Genomic DNA, 25,469 nt, shown 5'->3' on the forward strand with positions numbered 1-25,469 from the left:
GCGCCGCCAAACTCGGCTTCGATTTGACCGCCAAGGAGGCTGTTTGAACGAACAGGCCTTCCCAATGGACTGTTTCTCAGGATGCGGATTGTAGCTGCGGGCTACATTGACCAGCATGATTGACCTACAAGACCAACCGCAACAAAATGTTTAGCCAACAACCAACTGCTCAATGAGGTGCGCTGTATGAGATACCCATCCTACTAATTGACCTGAGATAATAGTCTCTTGGTCTCAACCCAACGCATCATCCCGATGGCAGTGATGCTGAGTATAGAAAAACCGCCGATCAACGGGAACACTGTACCATTGTAACTCTGGCCGATCAAAGTTCCCAGCACGAGTGAGATAAAAGTGGACAGTGAACCTACCACCGCCGCACCCACACCGGCAATATGGCCCAGCGGTTCCATTGCCAACGCATTGAGATTACCAAACAAAATGCCTATGCCAAAAAACGTCAACAGAAAATAGAGCGTGAGCGACCATAGCGGCGGCTGTCCGGCCGTAACCACGGCGATTCCTAAAACAATAACCGACAAGGTAATAATGCCTTGTAGCGCCCGGAACGATAGCGCGCGCATCCCGAAATGCAGCACTAGCCGGGCGTTCACTGTCGAGGCCCCGCCTAGTGAGAGAGCAATTATTGCAAAGTAAAGCGGAAAAAGCCGGCCCAGTCCGTATTGTTCCTGAAAAACTTGTTGGGTGGAGTTGAGATAGCCAATGAATGCGCCAGATACCAGCCCTGCGGTTATCGTATACCCAAATGCTGTACGGTGAGTGACAATCTCGCGGATGGTTCGTCCGATACGTATCAGGGAGAATGGAATACGCTGATCGGGAGGTAAAGTTTCCGGCTGTCGCCGGGCAAACCAGATGCCAATAACCAGCACCAGCATCAGATAAGTGCCAAAGATCATCCGCCAGTGGGCTATCAGCAGCACGGCCTGACCAAAGGTCGGAGCCACCACCGGAACCAAAATCAACACCGCCATCACAAACGACATCACCCGAGCCATCGCCCGACCACTATACAGGTCGCGAACCAAAGCTACGACTACAGCGCGCGGTGCTGCAATCCCCAAGCCCTGCAATACCCGCCCCACCAACATAACCTGAAAACTGATGGTCAGCATCGACACCAAACATCCGGCCACAAATAAGCCAAATCCGATATAAATGGTCGGCTTGCGTCCAATGCTGTCAGACAATGGGCCGTAAAACATCTGGCCAACAGCCATTCCCAGGAAAAATAGTGAAATCACCAGTTGACTATCGTTAGCGCGTTGCAATCCCAAATCCACCCCTATTTCCGACAACGCCGGCAGCATAGCGTCAATGGACATCGCGGTCAGCGAGGTCATCATTGCCATAAGTGTTACAAATTCAACAAAACCTATCGTTTTTTTCGGTTGGTGCATAAATTCAATGCCAATCTAAGCTGGTAGCCAGTTCATAACGTACAATAGCGCGGATAATAGCAGGCCTCTGTCTGGAAGTCTAATTTTAGCCCCCCCCGTTATTATTATATTAAGTTTGATAATCTTGGCTATTATTTTCGGCAGCCACAAGCAGGTCTCCTGAAGGCAATTGAACTGCCTGGGATTTTACCGGCTTGAATCTGTTGTGTCAACACTTTTTGAGGCAGGCCATAGTGTTGGGCGGCCTGGTCAAGGGGGAGGTAGGTGGGAATATGGGATGGTGAGGGCATAAGAAGCCTCCTGGTTAAACAAAAAACCCTGCCGAAATTCGGCAGAGCCTAAACTTTTATCAACAAACAGCCGCACATATAGGAGGCATCCGAAACTCTAAAATTCATCTGCCGGGAGTAAATCAATTTCCCCCTCATTTTTGGATGAGGGGTTTGATCCATTGCTCCGACAGATAAACAAAAGTGGGCGGTACAAGACTCGAACTTGTGACCTCCTCGGTGTAAGCGAGGCGCTCTAGCCAACTGAGCTAACCACCCGTACATATCAAATTATATAGAAGCAAAAGAGTTTGGTCAAATGGTTGATTCCAGATTAATCCCCTCTGTCCCCTGCTTACTCAGGCCATTTTTGCCCACCGTTGTCCCTTACAGTACAATGCTACCCCACTATGAAACGCAATATCCAATCTACCGGCAAAAGAATTCTCATCGGCTGCGTCGTCATCTTGCTCCTGTTCGGCAGCGTCTGGTTGACCCGCCACCGGCTGCAAATGGCCCTGTTCAACCTCACCGGCGAAGAGTCGCTCCTGCCCCAAATCTCGGGGACCGTCCAGTACCTTCTGACCCGCCTGCAACCGCCCCTCCAAACGGCCGATCACCTACCGGCGCAGCACGCCCAGGTTAACCCCTACGGCGTCAATACCTTTTTGCAAAACGAGGTGGAACCGGCCAAACGAGAACAAGCCATGCGCCTGATCGCCCGGGCCGGTTTCAAATGGATCCGGCAAGAATTTACCTGGGAAGATATTGAAATCCACGGCAAAGGCGACTTTGAAGACCGCCGCCACCAGCCCTACCAATCGGCCTGGGAAAAATACGATCACATTGTTGACCTGGCCGAAAAATATGATCTCAACATTATGGCCCGCCTCAGCAATCCCCCGGCCTGGACGCGGGCCATGACCGATACGGTGGGCGCATTTGCGCCCCCGGACAATTTGCGCGATTACGGCGACTTTGTGGAAACGGTGGTCACCCGCTATAAAGGCCGGATACCGGCCTACCAGATTTGGAATGAGCCTAACATTTATCCCGAGTGGGGCGAGTATCCCATTAATGCCAAAGAATACACCGCCTTGCTCAAAGAAGGCTATACCCGCGTTAAAGCGGTTGACCCCAACGCGATTGTGGTAATGGGCGCGCTGGCCGCCACTATTGAACTTGATCGGGTCCGCCGTTACAATTCCGACGGCTGGCCCATCAGCCCGGGCGGACTCAGCGACGTGCTCTTTCTCCAGCAGTTGTACGATGCCGGGGCTGCCCCTTATTTTGACGTGCTGGCCATGCAGGGTTACGGCCTGTGGAGCGGCCCCACCGACCGGCGAATGCAGCCTCGCGTGCTCAACTTCTCCCGGCCCCTGTACATCCGCGACGTAATGGCGCGCAACGGCGACGCCCACAAATCCATCTGGCTCAGCGAGTTGGGCTGGAATGCCGTGCCGCCGGAAAGCGGCATCCCGCCCGTGTACGGCCAGGTCACGCTGGAGCAACAAGGCCGTTATGCGGCCCTGGCTTACCAGCGGATGCAGAAGGAGTGGCCCTGGGCCGGGGTCGGCTTTTATTGGTTTTTCAAACAGGCCGACGAGCGGGAGAAAGAGAGCAACCCCCAATATTATTTCCGCATGGTCGAGCCGGATTTCACGCCGCTGCCGGTTTACGAGTCAATCAAACAACAAACCGGCCAACGGCCCCTAATGTACCGGGGCTGGCAGCAAAGCGACCACTGGGCGGTTACCTACCGGGGAAATTGGCAGCCCGTTTCTCACCGGCAGGCCGTTTTTGGCAATGCCCTGGCCGGCCAAACCGGCGACACCGCTACCTTCACCTTTGTGGGAAATCGCCTGGATATAGTGACCATTGGCCGCGGCCTGTTGCAAGCGCGGGTGGACAGCCAACCGCCGGTAAAGATCAACCTGAACCAAAAAGCCACCCCAACCAAAACAAATATCGTCAACGCCCTGTCCCGGCAACCGCGCCAAATTCGTTTAGAAGTTATTGAAGGGCCGGTATTAATTGATGGATACATAGTGAACGCCTACCCGGATTTGGCCCTTACCGGCGGTGGAATTGCAGGCGTGATCATTCTGGCGGTCAGTATATGGGTTATCGGGAAACGTTACGCAACCACCTAATGCGCGGGGAACGGCAAAGAACGCGCCTGGCCCGCTCTTTCACCTTACCCCTTATTTTGCTGCTGGCCGCCCTCCTTCGTTTTTATCAACTTGCCGGCCAATCCCTGTGGGCCGACGAGGGCAACAGCGTGGCCCTGGCCCGGCGCGGCTTTGCCGAAATTGTCCGGCGCACGGCCTTTGACATTCACCCCCCCTTTTACTACTGGCTGCTCAAAATTTGGACCGCCCTCTTTGGCTCCGGCGAAGTCGCGCTCAGGTCGCTATCGGCGGTGTTAGGCATAGGCGCGGTCTATTTAACCTGGCGGTTGGGTTGCCGGCTGATTAATGAACGGGCAGGCTTGATAGCCGCTTTTTTGGTCGCCATATCGCCGTTATCGGTGTACTACTCGCAAGAAACGCGAATGTACATGCTGCTAACATTTCTGGGCTGCCTCACCGTGCTGCTGGGCTTGCGCCTTGTTGACCCCCCCCGCCCAAACCGGCTGATGCTGGCCTATATTTTTACGGCCACAGCCGGGCTTTACACGCACTATGCTTATCCCGTTATTTTAATAGCCCTTAACCTGGCCGTGCTTTTTTACCTCATTCACCCTTCGCCGTTCGCTCTTCGCCGCTCGCAATTACCGGCCTGGCTTGGCCTGCAACTCATCCCCTTACTATTCTATCTTCCCTGGCTGCCCACTGCCTGGCGACAACTGACCACCTGGCCGGCGGCTCACATAGCTATTTCTCTACGCGAAGTTCTTGAAACAATTTCCACCACCCTGCTTTTGGGCCTTTCCTGGCCGGCGGCGCAGGGACTGCTACTGACCCTTATTCTGGGTTTGGTCCTGCTAATTATCCCCTGGCCGGTGCGGCATGGAGCGCGGGTCACGTCTCGGCTTCCTTATCATTCTTTGTTGCTTCTCTACCTCTGGTTTTTATTGCCCATAAGCTTAACCGTTATCATCTTCAGCCCGGCTTTTCTTAAGTTTTTGCTGGTTGCCTCGCCTCCTTTAGCCTTACTGCTGGCTTTGTTGATTGAGCGGACGGTCTCACCCCCCCGGCCCCAAGCTTTTTCCGGCGACAATACGACTGCCCCGCGCCCCGCGTTCCCGGCCCGTTACCTTATTGGCGGCGCATTCCTGCTTGCCATAAGCGCCGCCTCGGCCGTCTCCCTTTATCATTACTACACCCATCCCGCCTATGCCCGCGACAACTACCGGGGCCTGGTCAATTTTGTCAAAGCCGTTGGCGGCCCGGACGACGCGGTGATTTTGCACGCCGAGGGCCAGCAGGATGTCTTTAACTACTATTTTGAGCGCGACCCCCAGCCGCTGATGCCGGTTTACCCGCTGCCCCGCCAACGCCCGCCGGATAAAACCGCCACCGTGAATGAGCTCCAAACCATCGCCAACAACAGCCAAAACATCTACGCCGTGTATTGGGCCACCCGCCAGGCCGATCCCACCGGCTTGATTGAAAATTGGCTTAACACAAACCTCTACAAAGCCACCGACCAATGGTACGGCAACGTGCGACTGGTCAGCTACGCCAGCCCCCAACAAAGTCTCAAAGACAATTTAATTCCGATTGATTACCGTTTGGGCGAGCACATCCGGCTTACCGGCTATGCCCTCTCGTCTACCCAACCGGCGCCGGGCGAAATTTTACAACTGGCCCTGGCCTGGGAAACTGAAACCGCGTTAGCCGAACCCTACACCGTATTTGGGCAGGTTCTGGACCCGGCCAATCATCTGGTTGGGCAGCGAGACGCGCCGCCTCTCATACCCACTTCAGAGTGGCCCGTTGGAGAATCTGTGCCCGACGCGCATGGCCTTTTCATCGAGCCGGGCACGCCGCCGGGCCGGCATCGTTTGATTGTGGGGTTATACCATAGTGAAACCGGCCGGCGCTTGCCGGTTATGGCCGGAGGTGGCACAGGTGGGGAACAAGCCCCGGATTTTATTGAATTGGCAGAGGTGGAAATTATCCGCCGAGACACGTTGCTGCCGCCGGAAGCATTCAACATGCAAACGCCGCTCAATATTTCGCTGGGCCAGGTGACGCTACTGGGGTACGATCTGTACAAACTGGGGCATCGCTCCACGCCAAAAACGCCCCTCCATCCGGGCGACCCAGCGCATTTGGTAGTCTATTGGCTGGCTCATCAGCCCAGGCCGGCCTTAAAAGACAGCCTGACCATCCAGGTGGTTAACAATGGCGGAGAGCCTACACCGCTCTCTTTCACCTATCCGCCAGCGGGAGTTGATTATCCTAACCAAAAATGGACAGAGGGGGAAATCATTCGGGCCCAATACGACTTCTTTTTGCGGGATTTAGCGCCGGGGATCTATCGTTTGCGCCTCACTCTAGATACCACGGCAGCAACCTCGCCGCCCGTCGCCGTTACCCAACCATTCCGCGTGGAGTAGCACTTAATCCACAGTATTACCAATTCTTCCGCCAGCTAGCCACAATGATTGACTTGTCCATGGTCACTTCAACGGGGATGGCTTCTGATAACACTGCGGTTACTGTTTTGCGGTCTTCGGTTTCAACAATACTCAACACCCAGATACAAGGCACCGGTTTAGTATCAACCGTAATATCATAAAAACCGGGCGGCCAATCGTAGCTTTCGTTGTAGCCGCCCCAGCCTACCGGACCGGAAGGATAGGAAATAGTGGCATAATCGCCGCAGGTGGCCCGCACAAAAACGCCATCCACGGGATTGCCATTAACATCGGTGATATTGCCATAAAAACGGGTCAAGCCCTGGTTGCCGTCGTCCCACCAGCCGGTGGGTTCAAACTGGTACTGTGGCTTGGGCGAAGGATTACTGGCGGCGGGTTGGGCCTCCGCCGTTGTCGGTTGAGGCGGCGGCGGCGTTTCTACCACCGGCACGCCCCCGGTATTGCTGGCGCTCACCACTGCGTCGGATACCCAACCAATAATGCCGGTAGTGATCTCTATTTGCCACCATGATGCATCGGCGTTGCGGCCCACAATGGACACGGCGGTGCCGGCATTGAGCGTGCCAATCACGCCATAATTGACCCCCGGCCCGGAACGAATATTCACTGCGCCGGGCGCCACCAAGCTGGGCTGGTTGCTTGAGGGAACAGAGGCCGTTGAGTCGGAACTATTTTCTCCGGGGGCAGCCCCATCTTCGACAGCCGGAGCAGACAAAACCCGGGTGGCAGTGGGGGTGGGGATGGGCGTGGGCGGGGTCAGCGTGGGCACAACAATAAAGGGCTGGGCCGGAGCCGGGGTAAAAGTGGGAATAGGCGTGCGGGTGGCATAATTTAAATTAAAGTCGGATTCTAGCAACCGGCTAAAAAGCGTGGCAAAAATCAAATAATTGATCAAAATTAAAACAATGGCTAAACTCCACTGCCGGGCATTCATGAGCCGTCAACCTCCAATATGCTAACGCCCTTTAACACAGTATTATTATACCACATAAGTGGGTTTTAACACAACATTACGTAAAGTTACCTGGCTTAACCTGTTTGACTTTAACCGGGTAGTCCTTTATTATTATGAACTGATACGAGAGTGTCTAAAAAACAATTGAATCTTATGTTTACTAATTCTAAAATTATTACATTTGTGGTATAATGAAAGCGGCTTTAACAATCAAACCGTAACCGCTAAAGTATCATGGCAACCATCATCACCGTAGCCAACCAAAAAGGCGGCGTGGGCAAAACAACCACGGTAGCCAACCTGGGGGCGGCCCTGGCTGAAAAAAAGCAGCGGGTGTTGCTGATTGACCTGGACCCGCAATCGGCCTTGACCACCATCGTCGGCCTGAATAGCGACGAATTGAACGAAACCATTTACAACGTCCTGGTCGAACACAAAGCCATCCAGGATATTATCTTTGATATTGCGCCCAATCTGGACATTGTCCCGGCCAATATTGATCTGGCCGCTGCGGAAATGGAACTCATTTCCGCCTTTGGCCGGGAATTTATTCTCAAAGAAAAACTGGAAGGGCTGCGCCCTCAGTATGATTATATACTGATCGACTCTCCCCCCAGCCTGGGCTTGCTCACCCTGAATGCCCTGACCGCCGGTGATGAAGTGATTATCCCCCTCCAAGCCGAATATCTGGCCATGCGGGGCATGCGTTTTTTACTGGAAATGATTGACCGCGTTCAAGAAAAAGCCAACCCTAACTTGAAAATTAGAGGCATCCTGGGGACCATGTATAAAAGCCGGACCATTCACTCCGAAGAAGTGATGCAGGAAATCAAATCCATCTTTGGAGATAAGGTATTTCCGGTGGTAATAAAAAGTAGTATCAGATTTGCTGAAGCGCCGGTGGCTCAATTACCCATTATTGAATACGAGCCGGACCATGAAGGGGCGCAAGCATATAGAAAACTTGCGGAGGTAATCGTCAATGGCGAGAAAGCGGGCTAGTTTAAAAGATAAAGGCCCCGAAACCTTGGGGCTAACCCAGAAAAAAGGAAAAGGCATTGATGTTCTCTTTGGCGGACCGCCGGAGCAACCGGCAGAGACCAAGAGTCCATCACCGGCCGCTGTAAAAGCGCAGCCCCAGGCAGCGCCTCCGGCCAGCCCTCCTAAACCTGAACCGGCAATGATTGAGGACGAGAACGATTTGAGCGACCTGGCGGCAGAAATCTCGGTCCAACCACCGCCAGCCCCAACCATACTTCCTACCGGACCAGAGTCGCTGCCGGTCAATGAAGCCGATGACGAGGCTGAGGTCACCTCGTCTGAAGACGTGGTTGACGAGTTAGGGCTGCCGGTGGCTATGGAAGCGCCGCCGCCGGATTTGGAATTAGCCACCCCCCTGGCTGAACCTATGCCTGAACCGGCGAAAGTGGCGCCCCCACCCTCTACTCCCGAAACACCGCCCGCGGTGGAAGTTCCGCCATCACTGCCCCCCCTCAACCTGCCCGTGGCCCAACCCGCGCCAGCGCCAGCCCCAACAACTCCTCCAGCAGCCATAGCTGAAACAGACGACTTATCGGGCCTGGCCGCCGAAGATGATCTATCCGGTCTGGCTGAAGCAGAAGCGGCTCCGGCCCCGCCCACTGTTCCACCGGCCAACCTGCCGCCCGGGCCGCCTCCGTTGACGGCTGACCCGACCAAAGTTAGACCCCCGCAGCCAGTGACTCCGGCAAGTTCTGGCGCATATATGCCTCGTCCTTCCCCCTCGCCTGCGCCCTACCGGCCACCAACGCCGCCCACCACCTATACCGCCCGCCCCTCCGCCCTGGGCACCCCCCCCAGCACCGCTACCGGGGCGCCAAGCCTGTCTATGCCCCGGGCCAAGATTGAATCATTTGGCGGGATTGTGGGTGAAGCAAGAGAAGTAAAAAAACAAGACATCCAACCGGAAGACACCAAGGTAACCCCCAGCGACAACATTATTGACGTCCAGGAACGCTCTCAATTTGAAAAAGACGAGGAGATAAGCCGCAGGGTTACCCGCTACATTGGCCAGGACCGCCGCGAAAAATTAGATCAAGACATTATGCAATTGTACAATGAAGTGGCGGCTGAATTAAGCGTAAACAAAGAGGATGCTGAATTTGCCCTAAAAATTCTGAGCCAGGCCCAGGATATAATTCTTGAAGACCCGCGTCAATACGACGAGGCCCTCTACCGGGTGGCTATTGTGAGAACAATGATTGCCCGCAAACGAAACCTGCGGCGCTGGTCTTACACCTGGGGTTCTTTTGTTTTCTTTTATGCCGTGGTCTGGCTGGTGGCCTTTATTGCCGGTTTTTTGCTTGACGCGCAATTACAAAATTTTATTACCGAGACCAATGCTCAAGTTGATGCCGTTAGGGCGGCCTGGTTTTCGGCTCTGGCCGGGGGCATTGGCGGCGTGATTGGCATTTTATACAGCCTCTATTGGCACGTGGCCATGAAACAAGATTTTGACCGCCAATACGTGATGTACTATTTGGTTCAACCGGTGATGGGCTTTGTGCTAGGGTCAGTAATTTATTTTATCATCGAAGCCGGTTTTCTTGTTTTTGGTGGTCAGGGATTAGTTGGCACCCGAATGGTGGTAGCCCTGCAAGTTTTGCTTGGTTGGATTGCCGGTTTTCGCCAGCGTTTTGTTTTTGAAATGATTGATAAAATTGTCCAGCGGGTCTCGCCCAAACCAAAAGGCGAGGAAGAGACCAAAAAGCCGGTAAGCCTGATTCCCAGCGAAGAACGCGAACGGATTGAAGGTCGCCTTGAGCAAAAAACCGGGCTGTCCGCTCCTGAAACAAAACCGCCTACTCCGGCTGCTCCCGTTGAGGGTCAGGCCGGTTAAAATTTTGGAGATAACCCACAACCAAAACAAAGGACGCGCATGTTGCACGCGCGTCCTTTCATTAGGGCTTAGGATGAAGCTGCCCAATTTTATTTTGGAGAAATATGAAAATGGCTACTGATTATATTGAAACCCGGGCCAAAGATGGAACGGTCATCCGGATCGAGGTGGCCTCCGGCGCCAAAACAGCCACCGGCTTTGGCCCCCACCCTATCTCTGCCGATGCTGAAGCAACGGCAAACGCCTATAACAACACCCTCACCACCATTCGCGCCTGCGCCAATGGCATCATTGACACCCTGCAAAGCCTGGACGCCTGGCCCAGCACAGCCTCAATTGATTTTGCCCTCAAGATTGACGCCAAAGCGGGGGTGATGATTGCCAAATCGCCGGGGGATGCGCAATTTAAGATTTCATTAACCTGGAAGCAACCTGAAGCGGAGAAGGAAGAGGTTTAGCCCCCTGTCTCTTTTTAGGGCAGGATAACCAGATAATCTGCCGCCACCCAACCCCTTCGGCCGTCAGCATCCATCACCTCAATCCATTCAAGCCCATCGGCGGTTACCCGGCCATATAATACCGTCAACCGGGTACTTTCGGGAAGCGCACCGGCTATGGGGCCGGCCGGAGTCCATCTCAATTTGACGCCTTGACCACGGGTATTGGCGACTACTGCCAAAGCCGGTGTCGGCGTAAAGGTAGGCGTGGGGGTGGCCGTTGGGGTGGGTGAGGGTGTACCCGTAGGGGTAGGGGTGAGGCTTGGCGTAAGGGTAGCGGTGGGCGTTGAAGTTGGTGTGGGGGTGGGAGTGGGCGTATCCGTGGGGGTGGGAGTGGGGCCGGGCGTGGGAGTGGCTGTAAAAGTGGGCGTGGGTGTCCAGGTGGGAGGAATACTGGGGTCCAGGGCTGTGGTCCGAATGACAATCAAAACCAGGGCCACCGGCTGGTTGAGGTTTAGCACATTGGCCCGGCGCAGTTCATTAGCCACGCGCTCCTGTAAAAGTTCCACGCCGCGATGGCTGGGGTCTGTGGTACCTCTAACGCTTACCTCTAATCTAAGGGCATTTTTAAGGGTAGTATCGTTTGCCTTATCTTCTTCTGGATTATTGAATTCTTCCCAGGTATCCAATTTAAAAGAGGGGCCAAGTTGGGCCACCTGCTCGGATAACACCTGATTAATGATCTGCTTTCGCCTGGCTTCCTGGTAAGAGTCAATGGAAAGCGTATACAGCACCCAGGCCATCAGCATTAACAAAATTGCCGAGCCAAACAGACCTCCTCTAAAAATATTCTGACGTCCCTGTCTGCCTAAATGGGGCCGGAAGCCTACCAGGAAAAAGATTAAGCCACTGGCCGCGCTGATGGCAATCAGGTTGGTCAAAAAAAGGACCAGCGCGCCCTGGGCAATTTTCAAATCTCCCAAGGAAAGGCCAATGCCAATGGTCGCCAGGGGCGGCACCAGGGCTGCGGCAATGGCCACGCCAGGGAGAGACGAAGACATATCTTTGCGGCATAAGGCATAAGCCCCGGCCAGACCGGACACCAGCGCCACCCCCAAATCAAACAGGGAGGGTCTGCCCCGGCTTAGAATCTCCGGGGTGAGATCCGTACCGGGCAAAATCAAACCCAGCAGCAGGCCCATGCCAATCGCCAATAAAACGCCCCGCAGGGTAGCGCTGGCAGATAACCGCAACAATTTAGCATCGGCCTGAATCATGCCCAACCCCAAGCCAATGATGGCCGCCATTAGGGGGGCTACCAGCATTGCGCCAATGATGACCGCCGGACTATTCACCAAGAGACCCAAAGCGGCGATGCCCGCCGCCAGGGCAATCATGATAAAAAAGTCTATCTTGGGCCGGGCAGCGCGGCGCACCTGTTTATAAACTTCGGTTCGTTCCTCTGCCGAGAGGGGGGGGATGAGATGATTGACCTGCCACCACGCCCGGCGCAACACGGAGCCAACCCCACCCTCAAACCTTTTGACAATGATCGTAGTACCCTTGTTTTGCCTGGCAATCTGTTGCGGGATGGCGCCAAACAAAATCTGGCTAAAAACGCTCTCTTTGCTGGCCCCTACCATGGTCACATCATAGTGTTCCACCTCACGCATGACTCCCTGTAAAACATTATCGGCCTGGACAACCTTTGTTTTGAAGCGCGGGTGGCCGGTCCAGGGTTGGGTAAATTCTTGCAACCAGGTCTGGCGTTCCGCCGCTCTGGCCGTGTCGCTGGTTTCATGGGTAATATAGAGGGCAGTCACTTCACCTTGAGCAAAGGTGGTCAGGGCCAAATCCAAGGCCAGGGTGGTATGGGGGCCGCCTGACGTAGGAACCAAAATTTGCAACGGTTCCTTCTCCAGAAGGGCTGTTTCCGACCACGTGGAAGCCATCTTGACGACCATTATGTTGCAGGGTGCTTGCTGTAACACCGGGTCTAAGGTGCGGCCCAGTAAATAGCCTTGCCGGGAAGAAAGACTGAGCCAGCCCAGCACCAGCAAAGAGGCGGAATCCTGGCGGGCTTGCTTTAAGATAACTTTGGCCGCCGTCTCACTATGTGCCACTCTGGTCTCAATAGGAATGTCGGCCAGGTGTGCGGGGATTTCAAACCATTCCGGCGACTGCTCCGTCTGCCGTACCGTGATAATCATCAGCCGCCCCTGGTTGGCTTTGGCCAGCAAATAACCTACATTCAACAAAGGCAGAAAATCTTCTCGCCCCCGAATAGCAACCAAAATATGGCAATCGGTTTCAATAGGGATGGTATCCATTAGCCAGGATAAAAAAATATTGGGGGTTATTCATTACTTACTCCCTTGAATAATGAGAGTTTGTAAATAATCACAAACATACTACCAATCAGGTAACTTTTGTGAGCAAACTTGCCAGATATTCATCAGCCACCCGTTTTTTCCGCATCACTGCGTTACGTTTAGCCAGCCATTTGGGTAGTCCCCATAATCCGGCCAATTGCCCCCGCAAGCGGGCACGGGCTGCCTCGCCACGCCAGGCGCGAAGCGCGTCGAATAAAATTTTTGACTGCGCCTTGATGATGGCGGGCCAGTAGCGGCGAAAAATAAAGCCGGGCAAATCTTTAGCCAGCACCCAAATGGTATTGCGGCCGGTGTAGAAACTGGCGATCACCCCGCCGCCGGTAGCACTGAGACGATGGTAGACCACAGCGTTTGGGGCAAAAACAGCCCGGTAACCGGCCAACTGCGCGCGCCAATTGAGGTCAACATCCTCCAGGTACATAAACAGGTCTTCATCAAACAGGCCAATATCCGTCAGCATCTCCCGGCGATAGGCCACGGCCCCGCCACAACCTCCAAAAATATAAGTGTCGTGGTCAAACTGCCCTTCGTCTTTTTGCCATACGCCCCGGTTGATGGGGATGCCGTTTGTGCCAAAACCATCTCCGGCAGAGTGAAGGGTATCACGCCGGTCAAACAGCAGCATTTTGCTGGCAACAATGCCGGCCTGGGGGGATTTTTGCAACGCCTCAACCAAGGCCTGCGCCCAGCCGGGCGCGACTTCGGTGTCGTTGTTGAGGGGCACAATAATTTGCCCGCTAGCTTGCCTGATACCCCGATTGATGGCCCCGGTCAGGCCCATATTTTGGCCCAGCTCAATGATAGTGACTTCAGGGAAATCGCGCCGGGTCAGAGGCACCGACTCGTCGGTGGAGCCGTTGTCGGCCAGGATGATTTCTAAATGGGGATAGGTTTGGGCGCGCAGGGCGTTGAAGCAAAGAGGTAAATGAGGCACTCCGTTATAGTGGGGGATAATGATGGAGAGGAGAGGGTTACTCATTTATCCCCACTTTCATCAAAATACGCTTGCAGCGCTTCCTGCCACGACCTCAACTCAATGCCCAATTCAGCCCCTCTGATATTGGCCAGGGGGGCAAAAGGCGGCACCGTAGAGGCGCGTTTAAAATCGGCCAGGGTGATGGCGTGGATGGGGATGTTCTCCCGGCCACTCAGCTGCAAGATTTCTTTGGCAAAATCGTAGCGAGAACAGTAATCGGCGTTGGTGAAATGGTAAATGCCATAGACCCGAGTCTGAATGAGTTGGGCAATGGCTGCGGCCAAATCTGGAGCATAGGTGGGGTTGCTGACCTCGTCGGTTACCACCCGCAGCTCGCCATGCGTATCGGCCAGGGTGATCATTTTGCCGGGGAAATTATTGCCGCCGGAACCATACAACCAGGCGGTACGCACAATGTAGAGTTTATTTTTTAAATAACGCGCGGCCATTTGTTCTCCGGCCCGTTTGGAGCTGCCGTAAGGGTTGATGGGGTTTGGGACGTCATCTTCACGATACGGCCGGGCGGCGCTGCCATCAAAAACTTCGTTGGTGGAAACGCCCACCATGTCGGCGTTGCAGCGAAGACAGGCGTGGGCCACGTTTTGCGTGCCAAAAGCATTAACGCTAAAAGCCAACTCGGGATCCCTGGCGCAGCCGTCCACATTGGTCATAGCGGCACAGTGAATGATCAAATTGGGGGCCAGATTGGCTAACTTCGGCACGGTTTCGTGTTTAGTGAGGTCAAATTCAGGCACGTCGGTGGGAATAACCGTTTCCCCTTGGGCCGTTAATACTTTTTGCAGAGCCTGGCCCAGTTGGCCATTGGCCCCGGTGATAACAATGCGCATTGCAAACACCTCTATGAAAATTGGAATTTAACCGTTAGCCTGCCGCCCCCATAACCGGCCGGCCAACTTTCATAAACGCAAGCCGCGCCAGGGGCCAGGCTCGGCTGTTTGGGCGCGCGTGGCACTCAGGCGGCGACGAATGAGGTTGATAAAGAGACTCAGGATCATAATGGGCCAGGGCAAAATCAACCCCAGCACAGCCACGCTCATAGCCTCAAACGCGCTGCTAAGCTGCCAGAAAACAGGCCCTACGGAGGGTAGATGCCAGGTAATAACAAGGCCATTTTGCCAATAACCCCAGAAAAAAGGCAGCATAAAAACAAAAGCTACTAACACGCTAAAGCCGTACCCTGTGCCCAGCAGGGTGAGCCAATTTGCCTCGTCGGTTAACATGAGAAACACCAGTAACAAACCTCCTCCGGCCAATAGACTCACCGCCACTCGCCGGGCGACTGCAAAGGGAAACTCAGTTAAGTCTCCGGCCACTGAACTGAGGGAATAACTGTGTCCTTGAAGTTGGTAAAGACCATGATACAAAGCAATGGCCGCCATGGCCGCCATAATAATTGATCCGGCATGGAGGCCGCGCCGCCGCCAGATAACATTCAACCCTAAGAAAATCATCAGTCCGGCCAGCACCAGCCGAGGCAGTTGTTCAATTCTGGCGCGGCTGTTTCTGGCTGCCGCCATCTGAGCATCGGCCTCCTGCTGGGCTAACAAAGCCAGTTGAAAAGCGCCATCAAGATTATTGTTGGCCAAAGCAGTTTGCGCTTGAGCCAAATCGGCCATCAATGTCTCCGGGAGCGTTGCTTCCCCCTTAATTGCGCTCACATAAGCTTCGGCCAGTTTTGTACGTTGCTGGGCCAATAGGAGCTGAGCCACCACTCGCTCATACTCATCCAGCCGAAGCATCTCAAACAGGATATTTCCCCGAGCTGCGCCCGGAGGAGCCACTCCCAAAAGCGCAGTAATGGTAGGGGCAATGTCGGTTTGGTGAATGTCGCTATAATTGCCGGGATGAACGTTTTCTCCCACCAATACAAACGGCTGCCAGATGACGGCCGGTTCGTCGCCGCCGTGCCCGCCGGAAGAAATATGGCCATGGTCAGAAACAACGGCCAGAATAGTGTGTTTCGGGTCTATGGCTGCTCTAATTTGTTCCAGGTACGCCTCAATCCTACCGGCTGCCTGGTGAGCCGCCTGACTTGTTGACCCCTGCTGTTGAGCAACAACATCTACTTGGGAAAACTGGATCAAAACCAGTTCAGGGGCCTCATTCTCCAGAATAGAGAGGGCGGCTTCCAGGATGGATTGGTCGGCTTCGGGACTCGGCTCCTCCACAAAAAAAGTGTAATCTAAATGGTTACGAGGAATAAGCCGTCGCCAATCTGCCTGACCAAGCAGGGCAGTTTTTAGGTTGGCGGCATGCGCCCGGGCAAAAATAGTATCCACCTCAAGCAGGCGTAAATCCTCAATCTGCATATCAACGGGTGGCGCGTCATTGGTTTCCGGGGTAGCGCCGCTCATCAAGGTTGCCCACGCTATTTGAGAAAAAGTAGGGGGTGCGCTTTGAACAGCCGCATTAGCCCCAATCTGCTTGAGTTGTTCAAGCACAGGTAAATCCAGGGTCAGTGAAGCATCATATCCCAAACCGCTAATCAGCACAATCACAACTTTGCTTGTTTGGGTAGACGTAGCCGGCTGCTCCGGCCATAGATCAACCTCCCGCAAAGGAGACCGATAACTCTGAACAGAAGCCCGGAAGGCCGTCACCCAGAATACCAGGCCGATAATAATCCCCACCAGGGCCAAAATGCTTAAAACAACAGACATATATTTTTTCATAATTGAAGCCTGCATACATTGCAGCAGATTATACCAATTTTTCAGCGAAAAGCACAACCAAATTAGTCTTACCGCGCCACGAGCCGTTTTTTGTAGATTCGCCCAAAAAAGTGTAACATGTATTTTTGCACGGCGATTTGGCTGCCGGTAATTGTAAAAACGGGAACTTTTACAATCAGGTAGTCATCCTCGCCTGAGAAAGATTGAAGGAGATGTAATTTGTCAAGGGAATCTTTCCCCTGATAAGAAAGATTGGGAACAAAATGAATATTGCAGAGATAGAAACTTTAGAACAACGTTATCAAACGCTGGTTGGTGATTTTCAAGCAGGCAAGATTGATGAAACAACGTTTGTTTCAAAAGTAGATAGCCTCCAATTTCAAGACGAAGCAGGACGCTATTGGATGCTGGGGTCTCAAACCGGGGCCTGGCACTACTACGACGGCCAAACCTGGCATCAAGCCGATCCCCGTGATGCCGACAATTTGCCCTTTGTAGATGAACAAGGTCGCTACTGGCAACAAGGTTCTACCAGCGGCGATTGGTATTATTATCAACCGGATACGGGCGAATGGGTCAAACCTGATCGCAATGATCCCTCTATCCCCCGCTCTTCCCGCAGACAAATTGAAAAACCGGGTTCTGTCCCCTATCAATCTCACTTGCGCCCGCAAAGCGTTGAGGCCGGGCCGGATATGCCTTCTCAACTGGACGGCGAACTATTCCAGGATGATGAAGGACGTTATTGGATGGTAGGCGCTAAAAGCGGGCAATGGTATTTTTACGATTTTGATGGCTGGCATCCTGCCCACGAATTTCAACACACGGCCGCGCCTCAACCCCAACCTTACCAGGGACAATATCAATACCAACAAACAGCTTATGCTTATCCTGCCCAGCAGCAGCCCTATCAGCCTGCTCAAACGCCCCCCCAAACCCAAATTTATGCTGCCCAACCACAACCACCAGCCCCTCAATCTACCCAGGTCTACGCGCAAACCCAGCCACCTGCCGCGCCCCAACCGGCCCATGCACCCGTAACGCCCTCGCCGGTGCCTGCGGCTCAAACAGAAGCTCCTGCCGCGCCTGCCCCGGCGCAGCCTGAAGTGAGTCAAATGCCCAATCCGCCCAGCCCTAAGAGCGACACGGGGGCGTGGTTTTACTTTGATGGGAAACAGTGGCTAAAATACTCGTCGGGCGAACCGGCCGATGTGCCGCCGCCTGACCCCGAAAAAATTCTGGACCAAAAGGCAGAACCGGCCAAACCCAAAACCGAGCCTAAAAAGACCGCGCCAAGCAAATCGGACCCTGTTGTTGTGGCCGAACTCTTTGAAGAGGATGAGGAGCCGGTTGTTGAAATTGTTGATGTAGAAGTTATTACCGTGCTTGAAGCGGAGCCGGATGAGCCGGAATCCGTCTCTGTCTCTGCGCCGCCGGCGGCAAGTTCATTTGCCCCTCCGGCCAAAGAAGATATTCGACCCAGACGCGTGATCCGTTCTACAGAACAAACCCTGCCAGGGCCCACAGCCGTTGACCCGCTCCGTCAGCCCAGAGAACGAACAACAACCGAGCCTGCCCGTCCTCTTGCCCCCAGAAAAAGAGAAGTGGCTCATGAACCAACCATCATTATTCCCACCGAGTCGGCAGCTTCCAGCATTGGCGCGGCCAGAGGCGCCAGGCCGATCAGACCAAGCCAGCCCCAGCAGCGCCGGGCGCGCGAAAACACCATCCCCATGGGCGCTATGGCCAGCGCCGGCGATTGGCCGCGCGAGGTAACCCAGCCCTTACCGGCGGCTGGCTCAGGCCAGGGCGTCCGTCCTGGCCAGGCTGCTCGTGCCGAGCCAGTTGCCCGCGCCGAGCAAACAGCCCGTCCCGATACGGCCCCTATAAAAGCTGTCCGGGCGCGGGAAGCCACCAAAGAAAACGTTACCACATCCGCCCCTACTCCCCAACCGCAAAAAACCGGTTACACCGTGGGCGATGTTTTACGCGCCTTCCCCAGTACCGTGTGGACTCTGGCCATAGGCCTGGTTGTTTTATTCATCTTTGCCGTAATTATTGTAATTGGACTCTCTATGCTCCAGGGCAATGGTTTGGGCAGTGGCGGTTTGGCCGTTGGGCAAAGTCCTACCCCTACCTTAAGTGTGGCTATTGCCGATTCAACCCCCACCCCTGGACCAACCCCGGAAATTACGCCCGAGCCGTTGATTACTTCGGCCCCGCCGGCGATGATACCTTTTAACAGTGCGGTCCTCAGTTTTTCTTTAGACTATCCCGAAGAATGGTACCGGGAAGAAATGGATCTGCAAGTAGGGTTTTCCCCGTCAAAAGAGGGCCTGGACCCGGACAACCTTAAAGACGCCGTAATGTGGGTTGGTCAAGCGAGCAACCAGAACGCCGCCATTGCCGAAATATTAACCGATTTATTGGCTCGATTTCCAGCGGAAGCAGAAACTTTAAATCAGGGTACCATTAGTATTGCTTCCCAAACCTGGACTTCGGCTCAAATAGGGTTTGCCGACGAAAACCTGGGCGGCCAAGGTATTGCTACCCTGGCTGTAACCAACAGAGAGGGAGTAGGCTACTACCTGATTGCCATTGCGCCGGCAAACCAGTGGAATTCGGTTCAACCCGTCTTCCAGGGGATGATAAACAGCTTCAGTTTTGCCCCTGTTGAAACTGTAGCCCTGGCCCCACCCGCCAACCCAACCAATACCGGGGAAGCAGAAACCACCCCTCAACCAGAGGCCACCTCAGAACCTACCTCGGAACCGGAAGTTCCCACGGCAAATGCCACGCCAATTACCTACATTGTGCAGTCGGGCGACACCCTGCTGGGCATTGCGGTCAAATTTGATATAGACGTGGATTTGCTGGCTGCTGAAAATGGCATTGATGATCCCAATGATCTGCGGGTTGGCCAGGAATTGATTATTCCCTTTACTACCGAAGAATTACAAACCTACCTTGCCGGGGGAGGCGGAACCGGCGCCGGCGCTTCCACGGCCGGCGAAAGCGAAACAGGCGAAACGACACCCGCCACCGAAGAGGCTGTGGCTTCAGCCCCGGGTGAAGCAGGCCCGGCCGGAACAACCCCGGCCGCCCCCCAGCCAACGCCGGCCGCCGACACCGAAGCCGCCCCGGTAAGCGGCAAAATTGCTTACCCGGCTTTCAATCCCGCCATCAACAGTTATGATATTTGGCTGGCCGATGTGGCCACCAGCGAACAAAGCGTTATTGCCGGTAATGCCAGCCAACCGGCTTTTAGTAAAGATGGCGGCGCGTTTGCTTATCGCTCTTGGGACTTAAGCACCCGGGGCATCTTCTTTAGAGACTTCATTGGCGGACGCGGCGGTCAGATAACCCACTTTGTGGAAGATGGACAGCCCAGTTGGTCCCCCGATGGCTTTTCGTTTGCCTTTGTTTCTCGCCGCGAAGGCGACCGGGTTCCCCGCATTTACCGGGGCGACCAAATGGGGCAAAACGACTATCCCATTGGCTTTCAGGGAGAGTATGTGTCTACCTTCCCGGATGGGCGGTTGGCCGCAAAAGGCTGTTTGCCTTCCGGCGACTGCGGAATTTTCATCATCGGGCCAAACGGCGGCGGTGAAACCAAAATCAGCGGCGAAGCGGCCGACACGGCCCCGGCAGTATCGCCGGACGGCGGCAAAATAGCCTTTATGTCTTCCGGGCGCGGCGGAACCAATTGGGAAGTCTGGGTGATGAACGCGGACGGCTCAAATCCGCAACGCCTCACCGAAAACGGTAGCAACGACGGGCTGCCTACCTGGTCACCCGACGGCCGCAGCATTGCCTACGTTTCCGATCAAGGCGGCGTTTGGGCGGTGTGGGCCATGAACGCCGATGGCAGCAATCAGCGCAAATTATTCAACATGAACGGCTCGCCCGATGGCCGGGTTTTACACGCCGGCGACGATTCAAGAGGCTGGCTGGAAGAACGTATTTCCTGGGCGCCGTAATTTTTCTGAATGAATGTCAGATAGACCTGCCACGTTTGAATATCGGCTTATAATCTTAAAATGAGCGCTGTTCACACCCCCGGCAGGTCTTTTTAATTTGCATATAAAATTCCTTCTGTTGACGCACCTCTATTGCAGTGTTATAATTGAACCATATTTTATATGAAACCGGGTACAGTATGGCTAATTTAGTTGGAAGAACAATAGGTAGATATCGAGTTGTGGCCAGGCTGGGCCGGGGCGGAATGGCCGAAGTATACAAGGCTTACCAGCCTGGTTTAGACCGTTATGTTGCTGTCAAAACATTGCACAGCCATCTGGTAGAAGATACAGACTTTGTAGGCAGATTTGAGCGCGAAGCGCACGCCATTGGCCGGTTGCGCCATCCCAATATTGTGCAGGCGCTTGATTTTGACCGCGAAGACGATATGTATTTTATGGCCATGGAATTTATTGATGGCCCCACGCTTAAGGATGAAATCAAAGCACGCAAAGCGGCCAAAAAGCCGTTTACGCTCCAAGAAGTGGGGCGCATCTTTACGGCTCTCTGCAGCGCCATAGATTACGCCCACTCTCGCGGTATGGTTCACCGTGATCTAAAACCGGCCAACGTAATGATCAATCAGCAAGGGCAGGTTGTCCTTACCGACTTTGGGATTGCCCGCATAGTAGGAGCTACCCAATTTACTCAAACCGGCGCGCTCTCCGGCACCCCGGCCTATATGTCTCCCGAACAAGGCCAGGGCGAACGCGCCGATGAGCGCAGCGACATCTATTCGCTGGGGGTGATGCTTTACGAACTGGTAACCGGCATGGTGCCTTATGATGCCGACACGCCTTTTGCCGTAATCATGAAACACATCAACGAACCCCTGCCCATGCCCAGAAAAATCAACCCCGCCCTCCCCGAAGCGGTAGAGCGAGTTATCCTCAAAGCCATGAGCAAAGACCCGGATGATCGTTACCAAACTGCCGGGGCAATGTCTAGAGCGTTGCGCGAGGCCGTAGACCTTAAGCCCGGCGATGAAAACGTGCCCCTGGCAATTGTTGCTCCCCCACCCAAAATTCAAGAAGTCGAACACTCCACCGGTCCCATTACACCGCAAGAAAAAGCGGCCACCGCCGCCGCCTTTGGCAGTGAGGCCACCCTATCGTCTGGAATGGAGGGTACAGTGACCCCCGTCCCGGCCAGGGGTTTCCCGGTACTTCCTTTTGTAATTGGGGGAGGGCTGATCATACTTTTGATATTAGGCGGCATTGTTGGCGCTATTGTCATCAGCCGTTTGACCCCCGCTCCTACCCCTACGGCAGTAACGGCCGCTTTTGCCGCCGTTACCGAAACCGCCCAGGCAGCCGGCAATGCCGCTTCTACGGCGGAAGCAGAACAGGCAAACGCCACGGCTACGGCAATAGCCGCCGCCGACCTGGCTGTTGCCGGACCCACACAAACCGCTGCGGCGGCCACCCTACAGGCTGAAGAGATGGTGGCCAAACAAACAGCCGACGCCAAACTAATTGGCGATGTGCTGGCCGCGCGGGATGCTACGGCTACCGCGGCGGCGCAAGAAAACTTGGCCGTGGCTGAAACAGCTACCGCTGAATTTATGGCTAACGCCACCACCACCCCGGCCCCTACCGATACGCCCCTGCCGCCCAATACTCCAACAACGGCTCCTGCCCCGGCTACCCCCACCCCAGCGGCCCCCGCGGATACACCCACTCCCGAAAGACCGCCCTTATCAGGCAAATTGGCCTTTTCGGTTGACGATGGGGCCGGCAAATTTGATGTATATATTGTATCCGTACCCGATGGGCAACAATTGGGTCTGATCAAGGGCGCTCGCCAACCTTACTTTCGGAGCGACGGCGTGAAACTGTTGGTCAATGGCCAGGGTGGAGGCTTTGGTGAAAATGTTTTTGAAGCCGGCGACAACGGCAATGTTGAAAAAGCGGTAACAGGCTCTCCCACCGACTGGTATCCGGTTTATAGTCCTGATGGGGGGCGTGTTGCCTACAGCAACGAGCAACTGGCCCTTGGTTCCGACAGCAGCTATCATCCCTACATTTTTGTGCAATGCGGCCTGATCCCTCCCTCTCAGGAAGGCGACCAAACTTGCCAGGATGTGGCCCGCTTTGGCATTCTGGTGCCAAACGGCCAGATTGGCGAAATTCAAGGCAGCAATCCCATTTGGGCAACTAACGATCACATTATTTATAAAGGGTGTAACAGTTGGGCCGGAGGTGGCTCCTGCGGTCTTTTTACCGTTGGCTCTTGGGCCAATAAACGCAGCAGCAATGGCGAAACCCCGCGCAAAATTGGCGAGGGGACCAGCCTGATTCCTACCGACACTAAAGGCAATCTGGTTGCCTATCAATCTCGTGAAAGCGGGAATTGGGAAGCTTATGTGATGGGGCTGGATGGAGGGGGAGCAATTAATATTTCTAACAATCCCAGCTCAAGTGATGGTTTACCTACCCTTTCTCCAGATAGCCGCTGGGTTGCCTTTGCCTCTGACCGCGAGGGGGGGTGGGCCGTGTATGTGGCCCCGGCTACAGGGGGGGAGGCCACAAAACTATTTGACTTTCCCAAACCCAATCCCTGGGCCACCGGCGACCGGGATTGGACCACCGAACGGATGTCGTGGGGGCCATAAAAAGTTTTAGCGGCAAGTGATCATTTTTTAAAGTTAAAAGGGGATTGCCTGTAGAGCAATCCCCTTTTTGCATCACATCTCTGTGAGCAAAGATATGTTATCCAAAAATAGAAGCGATCCGGTTGGCCGCCCGGCGCATTGAGAGCATCACCAAACCCAACTTGGCATTGGCCGGAATCATCACCGCTAAAATGGTGTGCCTACTTGTTCTGATGATAACCGTTGTGCGTTGTTCTCCTTCCAGTAAGATACGGTTAAGCTGCCCCTGCTCTAATCGTTTACTAAAATCTTCGGCCATATCGGTAAGATCAGACGCAGTTAAGGCGATGGCATCATCATCATGGTAGGGGATACCAGAGGCCACATTCAAGCCGTCATCACTGACTACCAGGGCGCTGAGAATATCCGGGTTATGCATGATCAGCTCGTTCAAAATCTCTTGCAAAAGCTGGCTATTGTCTTTTAATTTGCTCCGGTTATCTGCGGCGCTCAAGGGATACCCCCCTCTAAAATATCGCTGATGGTTTTGGTGCTTTGTTGCAAGGCGTAAAGCACCAGGCCCATTTTAGCCTCATTATTAACCATAGCCGCAATAGAGGCCCTTCTGTTCGCCGGAACTACCAACATTGCGCCATCGTTTCCTTCAATGAGCAAACGGATCATTTCACCCTGGGCCAAACGGGCCAGGGTGCGCTCGCCCAGGGCAATCAGCGTGGCGGCCATGGCGGCCACCTGGGGGCTGCTGGTAGGGCTTTCTTCATCTAGGTCTTCTTCGTGAGGCGTGTAGGCGGCCACCACAAATCCTTCAATACTGACAATAACAGCCCCTTGCACCCCTTCTAACTTGTCGCAAACCTCTTTTAGAGCTTCTTGGAGAAGGTCTGTTCTGTAAACTTGCGCCATTGATTTTCCAGGCTCAGGCAATAAAAAAATTTAATATTTGATAGTATAAGCCATTTTTTAATCTTTGACAATGACTGTGTTGGTTGCCAGTGGCCGGGCTTCAATCTGCGGCAACAATTTTTCTACCACCAGAGGGTGACCAATCAAAACCGTGCCCCTGCATTTGCCTTGCGCCAAAACATCCGGCATCAAAACAGGGCTGCCGTCCAGGTAGGTGGCCACCCCACCGATTCTGCTGAGAATAGCATTTGGGCCGGCAATGTCCCATAAACTGAGTTTGGTTTGTAAAGCCGCCACAGCTGCTCCTCTGGCTACGTAAACCTGGTGAGCCACCGCCGAGCCAAAGGCGCGTAGCCGCCAAAAGTTAATATTAAAAAGATGTTGTACTTCCGATGGAACGGCTATAAAAGAGTCAGAATTCCAGTCGGTGCGTAACATTCCTTTTAAGGGGCGATCATTCCAAAAGGCAATGCCCTCGTCATCGGTGTAATATATTTCATTGATCACGGGCAAGTACACTATACCGCGATAAGCTTTACCATTGCGCAACAAACCTAAACTGATACCCCATAAAGGCAAACCATCAAGGAAAACGCGAGTGCCGTCAATGGGGTCAATGGCCCACACAAACTCACTATCCTGCCAGTTGCCGCCAAACTCTTCCCCGATAATCGTATGTTCCGGCCTGGCATAGGTTTGCCGGATTTTGCCGATTAAAAATTGCTCCACCGCCCGATCAGCCTCAGACACGGGGCTATTGTCAGCCTTTTGTTGGCGCGTGAGGCCGGTTTGGTAATATCCCAGGGCAATATGGCCGGCTTCTCGGAGCCAGGTTTGGATTTTGCGGAACTCAAAAGGTGAGGGCGCCATTATTCTCCCTCTTGCTCAATTTCGCGCCGGAGGGCGGCCAGGCGGGCCTCCACTTCTTCTAACGATTGGCGACCGGTGTAATTGCGGATGAGGGTTAAAATGCCGTCCAACTCCTGTTTCATAAGTTTCAATTTCTCTTCACGTTCGGCCTGAAACTTTTGGTAGTCTTCAACGGGAAGCACTACCGCCACCGGCTTATTTTTGTGTTTAATGGTGACAGGGTGGTCGGTAACCGATGCTTTGGTGAGGGCCTGAATCAATGCACGTTTAGCCTTGTTATCCATTGGTCAAATTTTTGCTGCCCCAAACTGAACAATTGCAAAAGGAGAGATTGATTACTCTATTATAACTCGACTTTTGCAGCTAATTTAAGGTAAAAATCAGCATATATAGAACGAACTTTAACAATCAACAGGAATAATCGTGTACCA

General features: G+C 54.0%; 18 protein-coding genes and 1 tRNA gene. 7 read left to right on the top strand and 12 right to left on the bottom strand.

Annotation, left to right across the window (positions count from 1 at the left end):
• Window positions 1-203: 203 nt before the first annotated feature.
• From JW953_01840 to JW953_01850, 3 genes are all read right to left on the bottom strand, one after another.
• Window positions 204-1,421, bottom strand: coding sequence for a multidrug effflux MFS transporter (locus tag JW953_01840; GenBank protein ID MBN1991416.1), 1,218 nt, complete (start codon window positions 1,419-1,421; stop codon window positions 204-206).
• 131 nt (window positions 1,422-1,552) lie between these two features.
• Complete coding sequence (locus tag JW953_01845; protein ID MBN1991417.1) at window positions 1,553-1,711, bottom strand: hypothetical protein; 159 nt, start codon at window positions 1,709-1,711, stop codon at window positions 1,553-1,555.
• Window positions 1,712-1,895: 184 nt separating this feature from the next.
• A tRNA-Val gene (locus tag JW953_01850) sits at window positions 1,896-1,969 on the bottom strand.
• Window positions 1,970-2,100: 131 nt separating this feature from the next.
• On the opposite strand from JW953_01850, the gene JW953_01855 reads away from it, so the two are divergent.
• Both JW953_01855 and JW953_01860 read left to right on the top strand, forming a co-directional pair.
• Window positions 2,101-3,843, top strand: a complete 1,743-nt coding sequence (locus JW953_01855) for a cellulase family glycosylhydrolase (protein MBN1991418.1) — start codon at window positions 2,101-2,103, stop codon at window positions 3,841-3,843.
• Entirely contained in the window at window positions 3,810-6,257 is a 2,448-nt protein-coding gene (locus JW953_01860; GenBank protein MBN1991419.1) for a glycosyltransferase family 39 protein, read from the top strand. Before JW953_01855 ends, JW953_01860 begins: the two co-directional genes overlap by 34 nt.
• 16 nt (window positions 6,258-6,273) lie before the next feature.
• Here JW953_01860 and JW953_01865 read toward each other — a convergent pair whose 3' ends face one another.
• The gene (locus tag JW953_01865) at window positions 6,274-7,233 is read right to left on the bottom strand and encodes an SH3 domain-containing protein (protein ID MBN1991420.1); all 960 of its coding nucleotides are present in this window, start codon (window positions 7,231-7,233) and stop codon (window positions 6,274-6,276) included.
• A gap of 255 nt (window positions 7,234-7,488) precedes the next feature.
• Between JW953_01865 and JW953_01870 the strand changes: the two genes are divergently transcribed.
• The 3 genes from JW953_01870 (at window position 7,489) to JW953_01880 (ending at window position 10,590) form a co-directional block, all read left to right on the top strand.
• Window positions 7,489-8,256, top strand: coding sequence for a ParA family protein (locus JW953_01870; protein ID MBN1991421.1), 768 nt, complete (start codon window positions 7,489-7,491; stop codon window positions 8,254-8,256).
• Complete coding sequence (locus JW953_01875) at window positions 8,237-10,132, top strand: hypothetical protein (GenBank protein ID MBN1991422.1); 1,896 nt, start codon at window positions 8,237-8,239, stop codon at window positions 10,130-10,132. The genes JW953_01870 and JW953_01875 overlap by 20 nt, the downstream gene beginning before the upstream one ends.
• 110 nt (window positions 10,133-10,242) lie before the next feature.
• Complete coding sequence (locus JW953_01880) at window positions 10,243-10,590, top strand: hypothetical protein (GenBank protein MBN1991423.1); 348 nt, start codon at window positions 10,243-10,245, stop codon at window positions 10,588-10,590.
• A 14-nt stretch (window positions 10,591-10,604) separates the two neighbouring features.
• Here JW953_01880 and JW953_01885 read toward each other — a convergent pair whose 3' ends face one another.
• The 4 genes from JW953_01885 to JW953_01900 all read right to left on the bottom strand — a co-directional run bounded on the left by JW953_01885 (window position 10,605) and on the right by JW953_01900 (window position 16,619).
• Window positions 10,605-12,899, bottom strand: a complete 2,295-nt coding sequence (locus JW953_01885) for a TIGR00341 family protein (protein ID MBN1991424.1) — start codon at window positions 12,897-12,899, stop codon at window positions 10,605-10,607.
• Window positions 12,900-12,987: 88 nt separating this feature from the next.
• The gene (locus JW953_01890) at window positions 12,988-13,941 is read right to left on the bottom strand and encodes a glycosyltransferase family 2 protein (protein MBN1991425.1); all 954 of its coding nucleotides are present in this window, start codon (window positions 13,939-13,941) and stop codon (window positions 12,988-12,990) included.
• Window positions 13,938-14,786 carry a dTDP-4-dehydrorhamnose reductase gene (gene rfbD, locus JW953_01895; protein MBN1991426.1) on the bottom strand — a complete coding sequence of 283 codons (849 nt, stop codon included), beginning with the start codon at window positions 14,784-14,786 and terminating at the stop codon, window positions 13,938-13,940. The genes JW953_01890 and rfbD overlap by 4 nt, the downstream gene beginning before the upstream one ends.
• 69 nt (window positions 14,787-14,855) lie before the next feature.
• On the bottom strand, window positions 14,856-16,619 hold the full coding sequence (locus JW953_01900; protein ID MBN1991427.1) for an alkaline phosphatase family protein: 1,764 nt from the start codon (window positions 16,617-16,619) through the stop codon (window positions 14,856-14,858).
• 275 nt (window positions 16,620-16,894) lie between these two features.
• On the opposite strand from JW953_01900, the gene JW953_01905 reads away from it, so the two are divergent.
• On the top strand, window positions 16,895-20,611 hold the full coding sequence (locus JW953_01905; protein MBN1991428.1) for a PD40 domain-containing protein: 3,717 nt from the start codon (window positions 16,895-16,897) through the stop codon (window positions 20,609-20,611).
• A 221-nt stretch (window positions 20,612-20,832) separates the two neighbouring features.
• Window positions 20,833-23,265 carry a serine/threonine-protein kinase gene (locus JW953_01910; GenBank protein ID MBN1991429.1) on the top strand — a complete coding sequence of 811 codons (2,433 nt, stop codon included), beginning with the start codon at window positions 20,833-20,835 and terminating at the stop codon, window positions 23,263-23,265.
• A gap of 97 nt (window positions 23,266-23,362) precedes the next feature.
• Here the strand turns inward: JW953_01910 and JW953_01915 are convergent, their stop codons facing one another.
• The 4 genes from JW953_01915 to JW953_01930 are packed head-to-tail and all read right to left on the bottom strand — an operon-like array spanning window position 23,363 to window position 25,322.
• Complete coding sequence (locus JW953_01915; GenBank protein ID MBN1991430.1) at window positions 23,363-23,758, bottom strand: roadblock/LC7 domain-containing protein; 396 nt, start codon at window positions 23,756-23,758, stop codon at window positions 23,363-23,365.
• Window positions 23,755-24,168 carry a roadblock/LC7 domain-containing protein gene (locus tag JW953_01920; GenBank protein ID MBN1991431.1) on the bottom strand — a complete coding sequence of 138 codons (414 nt, stop codon included), beginning with the start codon at window positions 24,166-24,168 and terminating at the stop codon, window positions 23,755-23,757. The genes JW953_01915 and JW953_01920 overlap by 4 nt, the downstream gene beginning before the upstream one ends.
• Window positions 24,169-24,225: 57 nt before the next feature.
• Window positions 24,226-25,038: an inositol monophosphatase gene (locus tag JW953_01925; protein MBN1991432.1), complete on the bottom strand. Its 813-nt coding sequence runs from the start codon at window positions 25,036-25,038 to the stop codon at window positions 24,226-24,228.
• Entirely contained in the window at window positions 25,038-25,322 is a 285-nt protein-coding gene (locus JW953_01930) for a type II toxin-antitoxin system Phd/YefM family antitoxin (protein ID MBN1991433.1), read from the bottom strand. The genes JW953_01925 and JW953_01930 overlap by 1 nt, the downstream gene beginning before the upstream one ends.
• Window positions 25,323-25,469 lie beyond the last annotated feature (147 nt).

It is taken from the genome of Anaerolineae bacterium (assembly GCA_016931895.1).
Taxonomy (GTDB): Bacteria; Chloroflexota; Anaerolineae; order 4572-78; family J111; genus JAFGNV01.